Below are 19,138 nucleotides of genomic sequence, written 5' to 3'. Positions count from 1 at the left end.
ACCCTCTCCCACAGGGAGAGGGGACCGATCGAGTGAATCTGAAAATTCGGTGATATACCTTGGATGAGGGAACAATCGAGTTTGCAGAGATAACCCCTTTATTTGCAAAAGAGCAGGGGCTAACCAACTTCCGCCAGCTCGCTGCCCTTATCGGGTGACTTCTGCCTTGGCCAACTTTTCGTAATAACACGCCAGTGCGCTGTGATCGGCATTGCCCAGACCATCTGCGCGCAGCGCCTGCATCATTTCCATCACCGCAGCGGTCAACGGTAGCTGCGCCCCCACGCCATGGGAGGTATCCAGCGCGTTGGCCAGATCCTTGATGTGCAAGTCAATGCGGAAACCCGGTTTGAAATTGCGATCCATCACCATCGGTGCCTTGGCTTCCAACACCGTGCTGCCCGCCAGCCCACCACGGATCGCCTGGAATACCAGGTCTGGGTTGACCCCGGCCTTGGTGGCCAACACCAGCGCTTCGGACATGGCCGCAATATTCAGCGCCACGATCACCTGATTCGCCAGTTTGGTGACGTTGCCAGCGCCAATATCGCCAGTGTGCACCACCGAACCGGCCATGGATTTCATCACGTCAAAACAGCGATCAAACACCTCTTTATCGCCGCCCACCATCACCGACAATGTGGCATCTATCGCTTTAGGCTCACCGCCGCTCACCGGCGCATCAAGCATGGCGATCTGTTTGGCAGCCAGGGCTTCGCTGATTTCACGGCTTGCCAGTGGAGCAATAGAACTCATGTCTATCAGCACAGTCCCCGCTTTGGCTCCCTCAATCAGGCCATTTTCTCCCAATGCCACTTCCCGCACCTGCGGTGAGTTAGGCAACATGGTGATCACGATATCGCTCAATGCGGCCACCGCCTTTGGCGTGGCGGCAACATCGGCACCCAGCGCAGCCAGTTCAGCCACCGCTTCGGCATTGCGGTCCATTACCACCAACGAATAACCCGCCTGCAGCAGGTTTTTGCTCATGGGTTTCCCCATAATCCCCAAGCCAATAAATCCAATTTTCATCCCGTTCCCCTTATTCAACAGCCTGTTTAAACCGATCGCACAAGGCCTGCGTGGCCGTGCGGAATACGCCAAGATCGCTGCCGACGGCCACGAACCTGGCTCCCCATTCCAGATAACGGCGGGCATCAGCCTCAGCCGGTGCCAAGATGCCGCTGGCTTTACCGTGCGCGCTGGCTCGCTCAAAAATATGACGGATCACCGCCTGCACCTCCGGGTGATTTGGCTGGCCGAGATACCCCAAAGCGGCGGAAAGATCCCCCGGCCCGACAAAGATGCCGTCCACGCCCTCTACGCCAGCTATCGCGTCCAGGTTATCGACCCCCTGCTGGCTTTCGATCTGCACCAGCACCGCTATCTGCTGGTTAATCTGGGCGAAATAGTCCGGCACGGTGCCGTAACCGTTGCTACGGTGCGACACCGAGACCCCACGGATCCCCGCAGGGGGATAACGCGTCGACGCTACCGCCAACTCTGCCTGCTCAGCACTTTCCACAAACGGGATCAAAAAGTTGTAGAAACCGATATCCAGCAGGCGTTTGATAATCACCGGTTCGTTGCAGGGCGGCCGTACCACCGCGGCGCTAGGGCTGCCCTTGAGTGCCATCAGTTGCGGCACGAAAGTGCCAATGTCATTCGGCGCATGCTCGCCATCCAGCACTAGCCAGTCGAAACCGGCCAGCCCCAAGACTTCGGTGGAGATCGGGTTGGCAAGCGCAGACCAGCAGCCGATCAGGGTTTCGCCCGCGAGCAACGATTGACGAAAAGGGTTATGGCAGCTCTTCATGAAATTTCCTCTGTAGACGGATTAACGCACCAGGCACGGGCGTTTGTTATCAAAGATCCAGCCAGGGATCAGGTACTGCATACCCTGCGCATCGTCGCGTGCCCCAAGCCCGTGTTTCTGGTAAAGCTCATTGCCCCGCATTAAACGATCCCGATCCAGCTCGATCCCCAATCCTGGCCGTTGTGGAACCTGTACGCGGCCACCGACAATCTGCAGCGGTTCCCGCGTCAGCCGCTGGTTGCCCTCCTGCCAGATCCAATGGGTGTCGATCGCCGCAATGTTGCCCGGTGCCGCCGCGGCCACATGGGTGAACATCGCCAACGAGATATCGAAATGGTTATTGGAGTGTGAGCCCCAGGTCAGGCCGAACTCATGGCACATCTGCGCAACGCGCACCGATCCCTGCATGGTCCAGAAATGAGGATCCGCCAATGGAATATCCACCGACTGCAACTGCAGCGTATGCCCCATCTGCCGCCAGTCCGTGGCGATCATGTTGGTCGCGGTAGGCAGGCCAGTGGCACGGCGGAACTCCGCCATCACTTCCCGCCCGGAGAAGCCCTGCTCTGCCCCGCAAGGATCTTCGGCATAGGCCAACACGTTACGCAGCTGTTTGCCGAGTGCGATCGCTTCTTTCAGCGACCAGGCCCCGTTGGGATCGAGCGTGATGCGCGCCTGAGGGAAGCGCTGCGCCAACGCCGTGACGGCCTCAGCCTCTTCACTGCCCGCCAATACGCCACCCTTTAGCTTGAAATCGTTGAAGCCATACTTATCAAAAGCCGCTTCCGCCAGGCGCACAATGCTTTGCGGCGTCAGCGCTTGTTCATGACGCAGGCGATACCAGTCGCAGGCCTCATCCGGCTGGCTCTGGTAAGGCAGCGGCGTTTTGTTGCGATCGCCGACATAAAACAGATAACCGAGCATTTCCACCGAGTCACGCTGCTGCCCATCCCCTAACAGGGCCGCTACCGGCACATCAAGGAACTGCCCCAACAGGTCCAGCATCGCTGCTTCAATGCCGGTCACCACGTGGATGGTGGTACGTAAATCGAAAGTCTGTAGGCCACGCCCGCTGGCATCCCGATCGGCAAAGCGTTCGCGCACCCGGTTCATCACGTTCTTGTATTCCCCCAGGGTTTTGCCGACCACCAGGGACTGGGCCTCTTCCAGGGTTTGGCGAATTTTCTCCCCTCCAGGGATCTCCCCTAGCCCGGTATTACCGGCGTTATCCTGCAAGATCACGATATTACGGGTGAAGAATGGGGCGTGAGCGCCGCTGAGATTGAGCAGCATGCTGTCGTAACCGGCCACCGGTACAACCTGCATGGCAGTAATTTTTGGTGCTGTTGTCATAGAGATGTCCTCAAAATTGTGGGTTCAGTTGCCAAACTCGCCGCCGTGTCATTGCCTGCTGGCCTTAGCCATGGGTTTCAGTTCGATACGCTTGATATCTCCCACGATGAACAGGTAGCTGGCCACCGCCAACAGCGCATGGATCCCGACGTAGACCAGCGCGCCGTTAAACGATCCGGTGGTACCAATGATGTAGCCGATGGCGATCGGCGTGACGATGCCGGAGATATTGCCGAACATATTGAACAGGCCACCGCTCAGGCCGCTGATCTCTTTGGGGGCGGTATCTGCCATCACTGCCCACCCCAGTGCGCCCAGCCCCTTACCGAAGAACGCGGCGGCCATGATGCCCACCACCATCCATTCGGTTTCAACGTAGTTGCAGAAGATCATCGACATCGACAACAGCATGCCCAGCACGATCGGCGTTTTACGGGCGAAGGTCAGCGACTGGGTACGGCGCATCAGGTAGTCGGAAATCACACCGCCGAGCACCCCACCGACAAAACCACAAATGGCAGGAACCGAGGCGACAAAGCCGGCCTTGAGGATCGACATCCCCCGCGCCTGCACCAGATACACCGGGAACCAGGTGATAAAGAAATAGGTCAGCGCGTTGATGCAGTACTGGCCGATATAGACGCCAATCATCATGCGTGATTGCAGCAGCTGCTTGATCTGGAACCACTTCTCGCCTTTGACCTTCACCTGCGTGGCCTGTTTCTGATCCATATTGATCAAGGCACCGCCGGCTTCGATATAGTCCAGTTCCGCCTGGTTGATGCTGGGGTGATCTTTGGGATTGTGCAGCACCTTAAGCCAGACAAAGCTCAGGATGATGCCCAGCCCGCCCATAAAGAAGAACACGTGCGACCAGCCAACGGCATGCGTCAGCCAGCCCATGATCGGTGCGAAGATCACCGTGGCAAAGTATTGGGCCGAGTTGAAGATCGATACCGCCGTGCCACGTTCATGGGCAGGGAACCAGGCGGCGACAATCCGGCTGTTGCCGGGGAATGACGGTGCTTCTGCCAGGCCGACCAGGAAACGCAGCGCAAACAGCGCTATCACGATGCCAAAACCGCTGAAGATATCCACGAAGCCTTGCAGCAAGGTAAACAGCGACCAGATGAAGATGCTCCAGAAGTAGACCCGTTTGGAGCCGAAACGATCCAGTAACCAGCCACCGGGGATCTGACCAATCACATAGGCCCAGGAAAACGCCGAAAAGATATAACCCATTCCAACCGGATCGAGGCCAATATCCTGAGCCATTGCGGTACCGGCAATAGAAAGCGTGGCACGATCGCCATAGTTAAATGAGGTGACGATAAACAGCATTACCACGATCCAGTAACGCTTATTGGTTCGCTTGATGGCACTGTTGGCAGCGCTGATAGTAGACATGGTGCTCTCCTGCATTACTATATTCATCCTGAAAAACCGCTAAAAATAGCTCAGAACGAAAGGTTTAAATTAAATTGCAGCCTTTTTTGAGCAGTTCGATTAATACGGCATCGGCAATTTTTAAACGCATTAACGCTTGGTGGAGAAAAGTATAGGGAACCGGCTGCCGCGACTCATCGGGCAAATAACCCAATAACAGGGCTAATATGGCGGCTTGTTTATGGCGTATGCCCAATCGGGCGCGGGCTGGCTCACGGATCCCCCAGTTGCGTGAGCTATCTCACAGCGGATTAGCACAATGCCAAAGATTGACTCCCGGGAAACGCCAAATCTAGGTCATTTGCATAATGCCCGACACCATTGCGAATGTTATGCTTTTTGCTGAGCCAGTTTTTCGATTATTACCCACGGCGTACATAAATCAGAGTACGTGAGGTTTCACTATGTCCGAATATGCAGTTGGCAGTATTAAAGCATTACCGCGCTATATTCAGGTTCATCGGCAAGATAACGTCGCCATTGTGGTTAATGACTATGGATTGCCTAAAGGGGCAAGCTTCCCTTGCGGTCTGACATTATTGGAGCATATTCCCCAAGGGCATAAAGTTGCGCTGCAAGATATTCCTCAAGACGGCACTATTTTGCGCTATGGCGAAGTGATTGGCTTTGCCGCACGGGATATTCGCCGTGGCAGTTGGATTGATGAATCGCTGGTACTGCTTCCCCCGGCCCCCGAGTTGGCCAGCTTGCCACTAGCCAACAATGTGCCCCAGGCATTACCGCCTCTGGAAGGTTATACCTTTGAAGGCTACCGTAATGCCGACGGCAGCGTTGGCAGCAAGAACCTGTTGGCGATCACCACCAGCGTGCACTGCGTGGCCGGTGTGGTGGATTATGTGGTGAAAATCATTAAGCGCGACCTGCTGGCGAAATACCCCAACGTTGACGGCGTGGTGGGTCTGAATCATCTCTATGGCTGTGGCGTCGCCATCAACGCTCCCGCAGCGGTGGTCCCTATCCGCACCTTACATAATCTGGCGCTCAACCCGAACTTTGGCGGCGAAGTGATGGTGGTGGGGCTAGGCTGCGAGAAGTTGCAGCCGGAACGCTTGCTGCAGGGAACCCCAGATGTACACCCCATCTCCGTGGATGAAAGCCGGATTGTGCGCCTGCAAGATGAGAAACACGTTGGGTTTCAGGCCATGGTGGCCGATATTCTGGCCGTGGCAGAGCAGCACCTGCAACGCCTGAACCGTCGCCAGCGGGAAACCGTGCCGGCCTCAGAGCTGGTGGTGGGGATGCAATGTGGCGGTAGCGATGCCTTTTCCGGGGTGACGGCCAACCCGGCGGTAGGTTTTGCTTCCGACCTGCTGGTACGTTGCGGGGCAACCGTGATGTTCTCCGAAGTCACCGAAGTGCGTGATGCCATCCACCTGTTAACCCCACGGGTTGCCGATCAACAAGTTGGCAAGCGCTTACTGGAGGAGATGGCCTGGTATGACGATTACCTCAACCAAGGGCAAACCGATCGCAGCGCCAACCCTTCACCCGGCAACAAGAAAGGCGGTTTGGCCAACGTGGTGGAAAAGGCATTAGGCTCGATTGCCAAATCTGGCAGTAGCGCGATTGTCGAAGTGCTCTCCCCCGGCCAACGCCCCAGCAAACGTGGGCTGATTTATGCTGCCACTCCCGCCAGCGACTTTGTTTGCGGCACGCAGCAGTTGGCTTCCGGCATTACGGTGCAAGTGTTCACTACCGGCCGGGGAACCCCTTACGGCCTGACTGCCGTGCCGGTGATCAAAATGGCAACGCGCAGCGCGCTGGCCGAACGCTGGCACGACCTGATCGATATCAACGCCGGAACTATCGCCACCGGGGAGGCAACCATTGAGCAGGTGGGCTGGCAACTGTTTGAACTGATCCTGGATATCGCCAGCGGCCGCAAGCAAACCTGGTCAGATCAATGGGGTTTGTTCAACGCGTTGGCGGTATTTAACCCGGCACCGGTTACTTGAGTGCAACGCCCCTCACCCTAACCCTCTCCCCAAGGAGAGGGAACCGAACGTGCAACTATTTAGCCTCCCGACTCCGTATTAGCTGGGGGTTTAAATATCGCGACACTGAAGCTTGAGGCTGGCGTACAGCTAGGCTAGTCTTCATCCAGCTGTAACCCCACATACAGCAACAGGCGCGCATCGAAATTGGCCAGGTTCAACCCGGTGAGTTCCGAAATGCGATTGAGACGATACTCCAGCGTATTGCGATGAATATAGAGTGCCTTGGCGGTCGCGGTGGGTTGCACATTATTCAGGAACCAGGCATTTAAGGTACGCAGCAGCAAACCATTACCGTCCATGGCTTTCAGACGTTCCAACGGCCGAGCCAGCTCATCCGCCTGCCAACCGCTACGCAGGCTGCCCAGCAATACCGGCAGCATCAGATCCTGATAATAATAGGCCCATCGCTCAGGCATGCGCTGCTTGCCAACGGCCATGGTGGTGCGCGCAGTGCGATAGGAACGCACCAGGCTGCCTGGGCCAACGAAATAGTTGCCGAGCGCAATACGCACTCGTAAACGGCTGCTTTCATTGATCCGCACCAGCAGATTCTCCACTCTCCGCCGATGGGCCTCGGCATCCCAACGCCCATGGTGATTCAGCGCCGGTTTAAGTACCACCATTTCACTGAGAGAAACAATGGCGATCAGGTTGTCACGTTCCGGCAGCGTCAGCAGCTCCTGTAACTGCTGCAACTCGGCCATGGCGCTGTCGACTCCCAACTGGCCGCTATCCACCTCCACTACCGCCGCGACGCGGGGTTGGTTGGGATCTATCCCCAGGCGGTGCGCCCATTCCATCAAGGCCGGTGACAGATCCTCCGTACGGATCAGGTTCAACACGAACTCTTCACGAAAGCGGCTGTCCTGCGCCAACAAACTCAACAATCGCGCCTGCTCCAGCATCATTTCAGCGGTCATGCAGACCAGTTCACCGTACTGCCGCAGTTGCACCGGATCGCCGGTCAGGCCGATGACCCCAACGATATTCCCGTCAACGTGCAACGGCAGATTAATACCGGGCCGAACGCCGTGCAAATGACGGGCAACGGCATCGTCTATAGCGACCACCCTGGCCTGAGACAGCACCAGCAATGCCCCTTCATGCAGTTCCCCCAGCCGCTCAGGATCGCCACTGCCAATAATCCGGCCCCGGTTGTCCATCACGTTGATATTGCTATCAATAATTTTCATGGTGCGAGCGACAATTTCCCTGGCTAGCTTGGCATCAAGATGATACTCCGCCATTGCGTCTTATCCCCGTCGGATGATAAACCAACGTTCAGCATACCGACGCGCCTCTACTGGCACATTGTGCAGATGCCCAAATGCGTTTTGGCCGGGCGTGAGTTTGTGCTCAAACTCACAGTTTTTAGCCATAAAAAAAGGCACGCCGAAGCGTGCCTCTGTAGAACAACGTGACAACATTACTGCATCAGCAGATACAGCGTCGAGTCGCCACGTTGGATGTTCAACGCCAACACCGCAGGCTTGCTGTCGAGCACCTTACGCAGTTCGCCCAGGTTAGTGATCGGCTGCTGGTTCACACCCATGATCACGTCGCCTTTTTTCAGCCCGATGCGCGCAGCGGCACTGCCAGGTTTCACCTTCTCAATCTTCACACCTTTCACTTTGTCGGTGCTGTTGCTCAGTTCTGCACCTTCAATGCCGGTGTAAATATTGCTGGAATCAACCTGCTCCTGGCTGCTTTGCTCAAGCGTTACGTCAATGGTCACCGGCTTGCCGTCACGGATAATGCCCAGCGCCATCTTGGTGCCCACCGGCAAGCTGCCGATTTCAGCACGGAACGACGCAAAGCTGGAGATGGCTTTACCGTTCAGGGTGACAATCACGTCACCGGCCTTGATACCGGCCTTGGCAGCGGAGGATTTCGGCACAACCTGGCTGACGAATGCGCCACGCTGGGCGTCCACTTTCATCGCTTGCGCCAGCTCGGAGTTCAGCTCGGTACCCATGATGCCCAGCTCACCGCGTTTAACCTGGCCATATTCCACCATTTGCGAGGTCAGGTTTTTCACCATGTTGCTTGGAATAGCGAAGCCGATACCGATGTTGCCGCCGTCCGGCGCCAGGATCGCAGTGTTAATGCCAACCAGCTCACCGTTCAGGTTAACCAACGCACCGCCGGAGTTACCCCGGTTGATCGCCGCATCGGTCTGGATAAAGTTTTCGTAGTTTTCAATGTTCAAGCCGCTACGCCCCAAGGCAGAAACGATCCCGGAGGTCACGGTTTCACCCAGGCCATACGGGTTACCGATCGCCACGGTGTAATCACCCACGCGCAGCTGCTCGGAATCGGCCATTTTGATCGCTGACAGATTTTTGGCATCTTTCAGCTGGATCAACGCGATATCAGAACGCGGATCCTTGCCGATCACCTTGGCTTCAAAGCGACGGCCATCGCTCAATTGCACCGTGATCTTGCTGGCATTGTCTACCACGTGGTTGTTGGTGACCACATAGCCTTTGTCCGCGTTGATGATGACGCCTGAACCCAGGGCCTTAAAGGCTTCCTGGGTAGTTGGCCCACCCGGCGCGCCACCTTGGCACATTGGGGAACCTTGGAAGGGTGAACCATCCTGGCAGAACGGCGACATTTGCTGTACCGTTTTCGCATTCACCGCGGCACTTCCTTCCACGTTAATGCTTACCACTGAAGGCATCACTTTTTCCAACATCGGTGCCAGGCTTGGCATCGGTTGGGTGCTAGTGGAGGCAGAAGCCGTTTCTGCGGCGTTGGCGGTCGTTACCGGACCCATTGCCAAACCAATACTCAAAGCCAGGGCGCTTAAAACCAGTGCTGTTTTTTTCATCTGTGTGTCTCTTAAAAGTCGTTCAAAAGGAATACCGGGTCTTGGTGCTTAGTAAGAGCCTGCTGATAAGCTGAAGTTCCCCTGGTGCGGCGGGCTAATAGTAAACAAATATTGTCGGTCTTTACAAAACTCGAAATAATGTTCCAGCTTGAGAGTTATCTCGCTAAAATAAGCGAGAATTATCTCATGATTTTATTCCGCCGCCATTAAACGACGATATTCATCATAGGCATAAAGGTCGGTCATGCCGCTGATATAATCCTGTAACAACCGCGCCCGGAAATAATATTCCCTAATAGCCTGCTGCTCGGCAGAAAGATGCTGCAAACCTTCCACCGCCTCGACATAGGCCAGGCGATGTTTGGTCGAAAGCTTGTGAAACAGCCGCGTTTCAATCGGGAACGCCCGGTGGCTGTCTTCCCGCACCAGCTGGCTGAAATCGGCCAGCGACATGGCCAGCAGCGGGCTATAAATGTCCAGCAGGCCGTTGATCACCCGGTAACCCTGGAGTTCCAACTGCTCCACTTCCGGGTGGTTGAACACGTGTTTGAACGCAACGTTCTTGAAGATAGCCAGCAGGCGGCAAGCCGGGCTGGCATCCTCCAACAAGGCTCCGTTAAAGTGGCCGTGATACACCGAGTCCAAGTTATCAATAAACCGCTGGGCCGCATGGGGAACCAATTTGGCAACGGTAAATACCCGCAGGTACATAAAGAACTGATCTTCTGAACTGCGACGCGCCCCGCTGCGCTCTATTTTGCGAAACGCACTGGCCACGGTCTTATCAAACAGATCCCCTGGAGCAATCTCGCCCCATTCCTGGGTTAAATGCTGATACAGCTGCTCCACGGTAAAGATGTTCTTTTCTACCGCGTCTTCCAGATCGGCCACGCAATAAGAAATATCATCGGCGGCTTCCATAATATAGGTGAGAGGGAAACGATCGAACTCTCCCATATGTAATTCACGCCGCAAACGATCGACAAAGGCTTCTTCCGCCAGATAAAACCCCGGCTTCTTCATCAGATAGCTATGGCTGGCGGGAATATCGCTCGCCCAATAGGCCGGGCGGGTATATTTCAGGATGCAGCCAACCTGCGCATAGGTCAGGTTCAATTTCAGCAACGTGTAGACCAGGCGGATCGCCTGAGCATTGCCCTCAAAATGGCTGAGATCGTGGCGAATACGGCTGCGCAGCCGGTTAAGGTCGCTCTCCCCTTCATGCAGGCGTAACACCTCTACCTGGCAGCGATCGTGGCTACCCGGCTCACTGCCACAGCTGGCGGGATCGAGCCGCTGGCGGAACCAGTCGTTGATGGCCGATTCGCCGAAATGGCCAAACGGCGGATTGCCGATGTCGTGCATCAGGCAGGCCATTTCGACAATGCTCTCGAAAGGATCGAGCAGCTTGCTCAGGCCAAGCGCATCAATACGCTTTTCCTGTTTGAAGCGGTTGAGGATCTCTTTGGCAATATGCCGCCCCACCTGTTGCACTTCCATCGAGTGGGTCAGACGGCTGCGCACCGCCGCGTTACGCTCCAGCGGAAACACCTGCGTTTTCTGCTGCAAACGGCGTATCGCCGCAGAATTGACAATGCGACCGCGATCGCTCTCGAACTGGCGAATGATGTCGTACTCTTCTTCGGCTTCAATCGGCTTGCTAAAAGGCCGCTGAAAGCTGATCTTCTGCTTAAAGTCGATCCCGGACATCTGTTTCTCCTCCCGTTGCGCATTCCCTCCGTGATAACAATTCCCGGCGGCGGATGCAACGGTATTGCGGATTATCTCTCTCACAGAGCCATGATAGACTATGGCGCAATTTCCATACCCTATCAGCGAGTATTATTTATGAAAGTAGGCATCATCGGCGCAATGGAAGAAGAAGTTACCCTGCTGCGCGAGCAAATTGCGAACCGCCAGACCCTGCAACGTGCGGGTTGTGAGATCTATACCGGCCAAATCAACGGCGTGGAAGTCGCCCTGCTCAAATCGGGCATCGGCAAAGTGGCAGCGGCCCTGGGTACCACCCTGCTGCTGGAACAGTGCCAACCCGATGTGGTGATCAATACGGGTTCCGCCGGTGGCCTGGCCGCTACGCTGAACGTGGGCGATATCGTGGTATCTGAAGAAGTGCGTTACCACGACGCCGACGTGACCGCCTTTGGTTATGAACCAGGCCAGATGGCCGGTTGCCCACCAGCGTTCGTTGCCGATCCCGCGTTGATCGAGCTAGCGGAAAACTGCATCAAACAGCTTAACCTGAACGCGGTACGCGGCCTGATTTGCAGCGGTGACGCCTTCATTAACGGTGCCGAGCCTCTGGCCCGCATCCGCAGCACCTTCCCAACCGTTGCCGCCGTTGAGATGGAAGCCGCCGCCGTTGGCCACGTTTGCCATCAGTTCGGCACGCCATTCGTGGTGGTACGCGCGATTTCCGACGTTGCCGACAGTGAATCCCATATGAGCTTCGACGAGTTCCTGGCGGTGGCCGCCAAGCAGTCCTCGCTGATGGTCAATGCCATGCTGCAAGCCCTGGCCAAGCGCGGTTAATGTGAAGCTGCGTCTGTGCGCCCTGCTGAGCTGGCTGATCCTGGGGATGCTGCTGCCTGCCAGCGCCGCCCAACGGGTGATCAGCCTGGCACCGAGCACCACGGAGCTTGCCTACGCGGCCGGTATGGGGGATACCCTGCTGGCCGTCAGCGCTTACTCCGATTATCCCCCTGCCGCCAAACAGTTGGAACAGGTCGCCTCCTGGCAAGGGATCAACCTGGAACGGATCCTGGCGTTGAAACCCGATCTGGTTCTCGCCTGGCGTGGCGGTAATCCCCAGCGGGTATTGGATCAGCTCGCCTCCTTCGGCATCCCGATTTTTTATGCAGATGCCAAAAATATTGACGAGATCGCCCAGTCGCTGGATGCGTTGGCGCAGTACAGCCCTCATCCGGAACAGGCACATCAGGCCGCTGCCAGCCTCCGCCAACAGGTAGAGGAGCTGAAAACGCGCTATGCCAGCAATTCACCAAGGCCAGTGCTGCTGCAGTTTGGCACCCAACCGCTGTTCACCAGTTCGGCGGCCACGTTACAAAGCCAGGTGCTGTCCTTGTGCGGCGCAGAGAATATCTTTGCCGATAGCCCCGTGCCTTGGCCGCAGGTAAGCCGTGAGCAGGTGCTGGTGCGTAAACCACAGGCCATCGTGATCAGCGGGAATGCCCAGCAGATCGCCAATGTGAAAGCCTTCTGGGGCCCACAGCTAGACGTGCCGGTGATTGCCCTTGAGGAAGATTGGTTTAACCGTGCTGGGCCACGCATCATGCTGGCGGCACAATCACTATGCGGTCAATTGGCGGAGATCCATTGATGGTATTTTGGCTGGATATTCTTGGTACGGCGGTGTTTGCCATTTCCGGCGTGTTGCTGGCGGGCAAATTACGGATGGATCCCTTTGGCGTATTGGTACTGGGGGTAGTGACCGCGGTCGGCGGCGGGACGATCCGTGATATGGCGCTCGCCAACGGCCCGGTATTCTGGGTAAAGGATCCCACCGATCTGGTGGTGGCGATGATCACCTGTGTGCTGACGCTGCTGCTGGTACGCCAGCCGCGTCGGTTGCCGAAATGGATCCTGCCGGTGCTGGATGCCATCGGGCTGGCGGTGTTCGTCGGGATCGGCGTCAATAAGGCGTTCGCCGCAGGCAGTGGACCGCTGGTGGCGGTCTGCATGGGAGTGATCACCGGCGTCGGCGGCGGGATTATCCGTGACGTGCTGGCCCGTGAGATCCCGATGATCCTGCGAACCGAGGTCTACGCCACCGCCTGCATCGTGGGCGGAGCGGTGCACGTCACGGCGTTCTACAGCTTTGGTATGCCGTTACAGCATGCCATGATGTTGGGGATGATCATCACGCTGGGCATCCGCCTGGCCGCCATTCGTTGGCATCTGAAACTACCGGCCTTTATCCTCGAACAGTAATTCTTGCCTCCGCCAGCTTCGGCGGAGGCTTTGCTGTTAATTAGTATATTCGACTATTATATAAGCAATGTGCTATTATTTTGCGCTATTAAAATGCGCTTGAATAATGTAATCATCCAGTTAACTCTTCGTTAAAAATTATCCCGCGCCATTAAGTTCCGTTCACTTTTGCCGATAGGTCCTATTGCTGTGGCCTGCGGATAGGTATTGTTTTGAATTTAAGCATGAAGAAAAATCTTTTGATCGCCAGCACACTGTTGTTGAGCAGCAGCGTGCTGGCCGAAAACACCAGCGGCAAGATGGGTATCAGTCTGACGATTGTGCCCACCTGCAGCGTAACCACGACCGGCAACACGCCACAGGTAGAATGCGGCAATGGCACAGTCTTACAGCCGAAGATGAGCCATAGCAAACGGATAGTAGACGATCGGGAAAGCGAACTGATCACCGTGGAATGGTAGGCACAAAAAAACCCGCGCACCGTACAGGCAGGCGGGTTTTTTAACGGCGGCAGATCAGATACTGAATGAAGAACCGCAGCCGCAGGTGGTTTTGGCATTCGGGTTAGTCACGATAAAGCGTGAACCTTCCAACCCTTCGGTGTAATCCACCGCGCCGCCAACCAGATATTGCAGGCTCATCGGATCAACCACCAGCGCAACGCCCTGTTTCTCGATGGTCATATCGCCGTCGTTGATCTTGTCATCAAACGTGAAGCCGTACTGGAATCCACTGCAGCCACCACCGGTAATGTAAACCCGCAACTTCAGGTTTGGATTCTCTTCGTCAGCAATCAGGAATTTCACCTTGCTTGCTGCTGCCTCGGTAAATTGCAGGGGCAGTGCTGTTTCATCACTCATACTCGTTACTCCCAACAGTGTTTCACATCAGGCGACGACGACGGTAACCTGATTAATGGTGCTGATTATCTAATACCTGAGTGTTGCGTTCAAGTATTCACCGCATTTGTTGTATTTTCTTTACCTGTTTTCTCGGCCAATGCCTGCTGCTGCCTTTGTAAGGTGCGGGCTAAAATGGCGGAATACAATGGCTTACCGCCCAGGAACTGCGCCACCAGGGTCGCGCCGAGGCAGGTAATAATCATCGGCAAAATCAGCTGATAGTTATCGGTCATTTCCAATACCAGCACAATACCGGTTAACGGGGCACGCACGGTAGCGGCAAACAGCGCCCCCATGCCCGCAATAGCAAAGGTGCCAGCCTCAAGCCCATACTCTGGGAACAGATGAGCGCCAAAAAGACCAAAAGCGGTGCCTAGCAGCGTTCCCAGGGCGAGCATCGGTGCAAAAATACCGCCCGGTGCGCCTGAACCGAAGCAGAGCACCGTGGTGATCACCCGTGCGATAAAGATAAACAGCAGCATGCCGACGCTGTAATTACCCGCCGCCGCGATCGGGATCAAGGCCGAACCGCCACCCGCGGCTGCTGGCTCGATCAGCCCAAGCACGCCACAAGCGCCCCCTAGCAGAGCACCAATCAGCAGGAACTTGCTCATCTTGCCACCATGAAAACGGGCAAACATATCCTGGGTACGAAACACCAGTGCGTTAAACATCACCCCCACCGCGCCAAACACCGTCCCCAGCACCAGGTACAACCACAGCGTATTGAGCGGTGCCGAAGCGAGTTTACCCACCTCGATCAGCGGACTTTCACCATTAAAAATGCGAAAGACAATGCTCGACATAATCACGCCGATAAACACCGCCTTGATGGAGATCAGGTTATAACGAAACTGCGGCCGCATCTCTTCGATCACGAACAAGATCCCCGCCAGAGGCGCGTTGAACGCGGCGGAGAGACCCGCTGCAGCACCGGTGGCCAGCATGGAGTGGCGCGCTTCCGCACTGCGCATACGGAAAATATCCAACACCATTCGCCCGGCATTGGCCCCCATCTGTACCGTCGGCCCTTCACGCCCTAGTACCATGCCTGCACCGAGCGTCCCCATACCACCGATAAATTTCACCGGGATGACCCGCCACCAGCGCACCGGGCGTAACTCTTCCAGCGCCCCTTCGATCTCTGGTATCCCTGACCCCCCCGCCTCTGGCGCAAAACGTTTGACCAGATAAAAGCCAAAAGCGGCCAGCATGGCTGACAATATAAACGCCAGCGGCCACACCAGGAACCAGGAGTTGGCAACAGAGGCCAGGCCCGACAGCCGCTGCTGCTGTACCCATTCCACCGCTTTATCAAAAGCGACGCCCAACAATCCCGCCAACGTCCCTACCACCGCCGCCATGATCAGGATGACAACCGGCGTTTTATCCTGGCGAATAAACTGACGGACCCTATAGTTGCGAGTCAGGCGCGCGCCTGAAGCCGCAGGAGGCTGTTGCTGTAATTCAGTCATAGTGGGTTCATTATTGAATTGAAAAATCAGACTAATAGCGATGTAAGCTATTCTAGCTCAGTCGTTGTCCTACCGCCCCCACAAAATCGGTATCGGTCCATGATCGTTTCATAACTGCGTACACTCCTCTAGAATAGCGCGGTCAAATCATTCAACAGCAAACCCAGGAGCCGGTTTATGAGCTTACACAGTAAGTCCGAAAGTCTGTACGCCCAGGCGCAACAGCTGATCCCAGGCGGAGTCAACTCCCCAGTGCGTGCATTCACCGGTGTAGGCGGTACCCCGCTGTTTATCGAACGTGCCGACGGTGCCTATCTGTTTGATGCCGATGGTAAAGCCTATATCGATTATGTCGGTTCCTGGGGCCCGATGGTGCTGGGCCATAACCATCCGGCGATCCGCAATGCGGTGATCGAGGCGGCACAGCGCGGCCTGAGCTTCGGTGCACCTACCGAGATGGAAGTGAAAATGGCCGAGTTGGTGACCAATCTGGTGCCAACCATGGATATGGTACGTATGGTGAACTCCGGTACCGAAGCCACCATGAGCGCCATTCGTCTGGCTCGGGGTTACACCAACCGCGACAAGATCATCAAGTTTGAAGGCTGCTACCACGGCCACGCCGACTGTCTGTTGGTGAAAGCCGGTTCCGGCGCACTGACGCTGGGGCAGCCGAACTCACCGGGCGTGCCGGCAGACTTCGCCAAGCACACGCTGACCTGTACCTATAACGATCTCGACTCCGTGCGTACCGCATTCGAGCAGTACCCTTCAGAGATCGCCTGCATCATCGTTGAGCCAGTGGCGGGCAACATGAACTGCATTCCACCGCTGCCAGACTTCCTTCCGGGCCTGCGCGCCCTGTGCGACAAGTATGGTGCGCTGTTGATCATCGACGAAGTGATGACCGGTTTCCGCGTCGCGCTGGCCGGTGCTCAGTCTTATTACGATGTGGTGCCAGATCTGACCTGCCTGGGCAAAATTATCGGTGGTGGCATGCCAGTGGGGGCCTTCGGTGGCCGCCGTGAAGTGATGGCCGCTCTGGCACCTACCGGGCCGGTGTATCAGGCTGGTACGCTGTCCGGCAACCCGATTGCCATGGCCGCCGGTTTCGCCTGCCTGACCGAGGTTTCCCAGGTTGGCATTCACCAGACCTTGACCGAACTGACCAACAAGCTGGCAGAAGGCCTGCTGGCAGCGGCCAAGGCAGAGAATATTCCGTTCGTGGTCAACCATGTAGGCGGCATGTTCGGGCTGTTCTTTACCGATGCGCCAACGGTCACCTGCTATCAGGACGTGATGGGTTGCGATGTCGAGCGCTTCAAGCGCTTCTTCCATCTGATGTTGGATGAGGGGGTTTATCTGGCCCCGTCGGCGTTCGAGGCTGGCTTTATGTCTGTCGCACACAGCGAGGAAGATATTCAGCGTACCGTCGATGCCGCACGCCGCTGCTTCGCCAAGCTGTAATCTGCTGGCGGGCGCTACTCTGCGCCCGCCGTTACCTTCAGAGCAAGGTACCGTAAATCGTCAATATCGCCACCACCACCACCACAATCAGGGTCACTTTACGCGCTAACGTTACCGCGGCGCGCGGCGTCTGAACCGGGTCCATATGCGGTTCACGGGCCAGAGAGAACTGCGCCAAACGCGTCAACACCTGGTACTGCGGAGTATGACGATCCCCCAGCGAAGCAAACCACGCGGGCAGTGCCCTTTCACCATGCCCAATCAGCGCATACGCTACCCCTGCCAGACGAACCGGGATCCAGTCCAACACATGCAGCAGGAAGTCGATCCCCGTTTGCGAGCGTTGCAGCGGTGTATGATGCCGTGCCAGCCAGGTTTGGTAGGCCCGCAGAAAAGCATAGCCCGCCAGAGCGAGCGGCCCGTATGGCCCGCACACCGCAAACCAGAACAGCGGTGCCAAATAGTAGCGATAGTTAATCCACAACAGGGCATTTTGCAGTTCACGCAGGCGCTCTGCCTCGCTGCACTGCACCGGTAAACCGTGGATCAGCGCCAGCTCTTCCGCCATCTGATCGCTGGCGTGGGTATCGCCCTGCCGCGCGGCCTGCAAATAGGCCCGATAATGTTTGCGTGTGATCCCGGCCCCAACGCACAGCAGACCAATCACAATCCACAGCAGTAGCGCCACAACGCCGAAGAACAGGCCCTGGGCCAACCACAGAATGCCCCAGACGATAAACATCCAGACCAGGGTCATTGCCAACGTTTGTGCCAAAGAAAACCGATGCAGCCGCTGAAACACCACTTCTAAACGATGGTCCAACTGCCAATGCTCACCCAGTTTAAACAGGCGTTCCCACGCCAAAACCAGTAACAGCGTAAACAGCGTCATTAGCTAATCCTCTCCTTCTGTCTGTTCCCCAGCATAGTGCTTGCGATGGGACGAGTGCCAGCAGCAGAGTAGCATGTTTCCGCGAAGTGAATTTAATGCGTTGATAATAAATGGATTAGTTTCCTGCGCTGCCACATCAAGCACTGTCCCCGGCACTCGCGGCCTGTTGATGTCAGTCAGTACAAAAAATCATCTTGACGGACACTATTTTCAGTTGCCCAAACGTAGTCCTAAAATAACGCGGTGAATGGCCTATACCCAGTATCTTATTAATACTGAATATAGGCCTGATTGCCTCATGATTAAAACGTTATAGGTTAAAACACGTTCATCACCATTGGCCTTCAATAATATTAAGGCTGCAACACTTCCGTAACCTCAACCACGTTCACTGCAATTGTTGAATATTTGCAAGTATGCGCGTCCCGGGTGATTTCCCTGGTATCAGTGAATGGCTCTGTATAGAAAACACTGCCAGGGTATTTGGGGTCGGAAGCCACCTTGCCGCTATTACCTGCCTGATAGTATTGCCCATCGGATAAATCCTTAAATACGAACTGGTAGAAAGGATTTATACTGAGTAACCCATTCTCACCGACATTACGGTCATCGTTGGTCGTCCAACTGCCAGTTAGACGAACATAAGTGTTATCAATGGTATCGCCAGCCTCTGCTTTATACAGACGATAGAGAACATTTAGCGGTAGCTTTTTCATAGTAAATCCTCGTAATACACCTGCAGTGTAAGTTATTAAAAAATTCTATTGATGATTTTATTAACCCAGCAGAATACTGTCTGGATAAACAGTATGCCAAATAATGAAAGGTTGAGATATTCAATGCAGTTGTGTTGGCGGTAGCACAACTTGCAGCATGGCTAAGGTGGCACGCCGTAGGGGCGCGGCATGTGTTAAGGTCAGATGTGGACGTAAAATTGTGGCACATTCAGTCCCCTCTCCCTGTGGGA

At 55.8% G+C, this 19,138-nt stretch carries 17 protein-coding genes; 6 read left to right on the top strand and 11 right to left on the bottom strand.

Annotated features, from left to right (window positions below; genetic code table 11):
• Positions 1-147: 147 nt before the first annotated feature.
• Genes garR through KGP16_RS04360 form a run of 4 tightly spaced genes read right to left on the bottom strand, consistent with a single transcriptional unit; the run spans position 148 to position 4,576 of the window.
• A complete protein-coding gene (gene garR, locus KGP16_RS04375; RefSeq protein ID WP_094982130.1) occupies positions 148-1,032 on the bottom strand; it encodes a 2-hydroxy-3-oxopropionate reductase in 885 nt (294 codons plus the stop codon).
• A 10-nt stretch (positions 1,033-1,042) separates the two neighbouring features.
• On the bottom strand, positions 1,043-1,816 hold the full coding sequence (garL, locus tag KGP16_RS04370; protein WP_059199776.1) for a 2-dehydro-3-deoxyglucarate aldolase: 774 nt from the start codon (positions 1,814-1,816) through the stop codon (positions 1,043-1,045).
• Positions 1,817-1,837: 21 nt separating this feature from the next.
• Positions 1,838-3,169 (bottom strand): glucarate dehydratase, encoded by a 1,332-nt coding sequence (gudD, locus tag KGP16_RS04365; protein WP_094982131.1) that lies wholly within the window; start codon positions 3,167-3,169, stop codon positions 1,838-1,840.
• 48 nt (positions 3,170-3,217) lie between these two features.
• Entirely contained in the window at positions 3,218-4,576 is a 1,359-nt protein-coding gene (locus KGP16_RS04360; RefSeq protein WP_024483471.1) for an MFS transporter, read from the bottom strand.
• Positions 4,577-5,019: 443 nt separating this feature from the next.
• Between KGP16_RS04360 and garD the strand changes: the two genes are divergently transcribed.
• Positions 5,020-6,591, top strand: coding sequence for a galactarate dehydratase (garD, locus tag KGP16_RS04355; protein WP_223500860.1), 1,572 nt, complete (start codon positions 5,020-5,022; stop codon positions 6,589-6,591).
• Between the two features lie 134 nt (positions 6,592-6,725).
• On the opposite strand, the gene KGP16_RS04350 is transcribed toward garD, so the two are convergent.
• The 3 genes from KGP16_RS04350 to dgt all read right to left on the bottom strand — a co-directional run bounded on the left by KGP16_RS04350 (position 6,726) and on the right by dgt (position 11,176).
• On the bottom strand, positions 6,726-7,880 hold the full coding sequence (locus KGP16_RS04350; RefSeq protein ID WP_071682220.1) for a CdaR family transcriptional regulator: 1,155 nt from the start codon (positions 7,878-7,880) through the stop codon (positions 6,726-6,728).
• A gap of 179 nt (positions 7,881-8,059) precedes the next feature.
• Complete coding sequence (gene degP, locus KGP16_RS04345) at positions 8,060-9,466, bottom strand: serine endoprotease DegP (protein ID WP_223500859.1); 1,407 nt, start codon at positions 9,464-9,466, stop codon at positions 8,060-8,062.
• Between the two features lie 192 nt (positions 9,467-9,658).
• Positions 9,659-11,176, bottom strand: a complete 1,518-nt coding sequence (gene dgt / locus KGP16_RS04340; protein ID WP_115159088.1) for a dGTPase — start codon at positions 11,174-11,176, stop codon at positions 9,659-9,661.
• 138 nt (positions 11,177-11,314) lie between these two features.
• Here dgt and mtnN point away from each other — a divergent pair, with 138 nt between their 5' ends.
• The 4 genes from mtnN to KGP16_RS04320 all read left to right on the top strand — a co-directional run bounded on the left by mtnN (position 11,315) and on the right by KGP16_RS04320 (position 13,896).
• Positions 11,315-12,016 carry a 5'-methylthioadenosine/S-adenosylhomocysteine nucleosidase gene (gene mtnN, locus KGP16_RS04335; RefSeq protein ID WP_065687057.1) on the top strand — a complete coding sequence of 234 codons (702 nt, stop codon included), beginning with the start codon at positions 11,315-11,317 and terminating at the stop codon, positions 12,014-12,016.
• Between the two features lies 1 nt (position 12,017).
• Positions 12,018-12,824, top strand: a complete 807-nt coding sequence (gene btuF, locus KGP16_RS04330) for a vitamin B12 ABC transporter substrate-binding protein BtuF (protein WP_021179371.1) — start codon at positions 12,018-12,020, stop codon at positions 12,822-12,824.
• Complete coding sequence (locus tag KGP16_RS04325) at positions 12,821-13,435, top strand: TRIC cation channel family protein (RefSeq protein WP_059199769.1); 615 nt, start codon at positions 12,821-12,823, stop codon at positions 13,433-13,435. The genes btuF and KGP16_RS04325 overlap by 4 nt, the downstream gene beginning before the upstream one ends.
• 224 nt (positions 13,436-13,659) lie before the next feature.
• Positions 13,660-13,896, top strand: coding sequence for a hypothetical protein (locus tag KGP16_RS04320; protein ID WP_059199768.1), 237 nt, complete (start codon positions 13,660-13,662; stop codon positions 13,894-13,896).
• A gap of 54 nt (positions 13,897-13,950) precedes the next feature.
• On the opposite strand, the gene erpA is transcribed toward KGP16_RS04320, so the two are convergent.
• Positions 13,951-14,295, bottom strand: a complete 345-nt coding sequence (erpA, locus tag KGP16_RS04315) for an iron-sulfur cluster insertion protein ErpA (RefSeq protein WP_021179368.1) — start codon at positions 14,293-14,295, stop codon at positions 13,951-13,953.
• Positions 14,296-14,384: 89 nt separating this feature from the next.
• Entirely contained in the window at positions 14,385-15,812 is a 1,428-nt protein-coding gene (gene clcA, locus KGP16_RS04310; RefSeq protein WP_115159087.1) for a H(+)/Cl(-) exchange transporter ClcA, read from the bottom strand.
• A 177-nt stretch (positions 15,813-15,989) separates the two neighbouring features.
• On the opposite strand from clcA, the gene hemL reads away from it, so the two are divergent.
• Positions 15,990-17,279, top strand: coding sequence for a glutamate-1-semialdehyde 2,1-aminomutase (gene hemL / locus KGP16_RS04305; RefSeq protein WP_071682213.1), 1,290 nt, complete (start codon positions 15,990-15,992; stop codon positions 17,277-17,279).
• A gap of 37 nt (positions 17,280-17,316) precedes the next feature.
• On the opposite strand, the gene ampE is transcribed toward hemL, so the two are convergent.
• Together ampE and KGP16_RS04295 are read right to left on the bottom strand one after the other, a co-directional pair.
• Complete coding sequence (gene ampE, locus KGP16_RS04300; protein WP_223500858.1) at positions 17,317-18,171, bottom strand: beta-lactamase regulator AmpE; 855 nt, start codon at positions 18,169-18,171, stop codon at positions 17,317-17,319.
• Between the two features lie 353 nt (positions 18,172-18,524).
• Positions 18,525-18,887, bottom strand: a complete 363-nt coding sequence (locus KGP16_RS04295) for a hypothetical protein (protein WP_223500857.1) — start codon at positions 18,885-18,887, stop codon at positions 18,525-18,527.
• Between the last annotated feature and the right edge of the window lie 251 nt (positions 18,888-19,138).

The organism is Serratia sp. JSRIV006 (assembly GCF_019968685.1).
GTDB classification, from domain to species: Bacteria; Pseudomonadota; Gammaproteobacteria; order Enterobacterales; family Enterobacteriaceae; genus Chania; species Chania fonticola_B.
The sequence above is the reverse complement of the archived record's forward strand: the minus strand, read 5'-3'. Positions and strand labels throughout refer to the sequence as shown.

Coding starts and splice junctions, on each gene's coding strand:
- erpA (WP_021179368.1), bottom strand. CDS start 14,295: ATGAGTGATGAAACAGCACTGCCCCTGCAATTTACCGAGGCAGCAGCA.
- KGP16_RS04360 (WP_024483471.1), bottom strand. CDS start 4,576: ATGTCTACTATCAGCGCTGCCAACAGTGCCATCAAGCGAACCAATAAG.
- garL (WP_059199776.1), bottom strand. CDS start 1,816: ATGAAGAGCTGCCATAACCCTTTTCGTCAATCGTTGCTCGCGGGCGAA.
- mtnN (WP_065687057.1), top strand. CDS start 11,315: ATGAAAGTAGGCATCATCGGCGCAATGGAAGAAGAAGTTACCCTGCTG.
- hemL (WP_071682213.1), top strand. CDS start 15,990: ATGAGCTTACACAGTAAGTCCGAAAGTCTGTACGCCCAGGCGCAACAG.
- garD (WP_223500860.1), top strand. CDS start 5,020: ATGTCCGAATATGCAGTTGGCAGTATTAAAGCATTACCGCGCTATATT.
- dgt (WP_115159088.1), bottom strand. CDS start 11,176: ATGTCCGGGATCGACTTTAAGCAGAAGATCAGCTTTCAGCGGCCTTTT.
- KGP16_RS04320 (WP_059199768.1), top strand. CDS start 13,660: ATGAAGAAAAATCTTTTGATCGCCAGCACACTGTTGTTGAGCAGCAGC.
- KGP16_RS04295 (WP_223500857.1), bottom strand. CDS start 18,887: ATGAAAAAGCTACCGCTAAATGTTCTCTATCGTCTGTATAAAGCAGAG.
- garR (WP_094982130.1), bottom strand. CDS start 1,032: ATGAAAATTGGATTTATTGGCTTGGGGATTATGGGGAAACCCATGAGC.
- ampE (WP_223500858.1), bottom strand. CDS start 18,171: ATGACGCTGTTTACGCTGTTACTGGTTTTGGCGTGGGAACGCCTGTTT.
- degP (WP_223500859.1), bottom strand. CDS start 9,466: ATGAAAAAAACAGCACTGGTTTTAAGCGCCCTGGCTTTGAGTATTGGT.
- KGP16_RS04350 (WP_071682220.1), bottom strand. CDS start 7,880: ATGGCGGAGTATCATCTTGATGCCAAGCTAGCCAGGGAAATTGTCGCT.
- gudD (WP_094982131.1), bottom strand. CDS start 3,169: ATGACAACAGCACCAAAAATTACTGCCATGCAGGTTGTACCGGTGGCC.
- clcA (WP_115159087.1), bottom strand. CDS start 15,812: ATGACTGAATTACAGCAACAGCCTCCTGCGGCTTCAGGCGCGCGCCTG.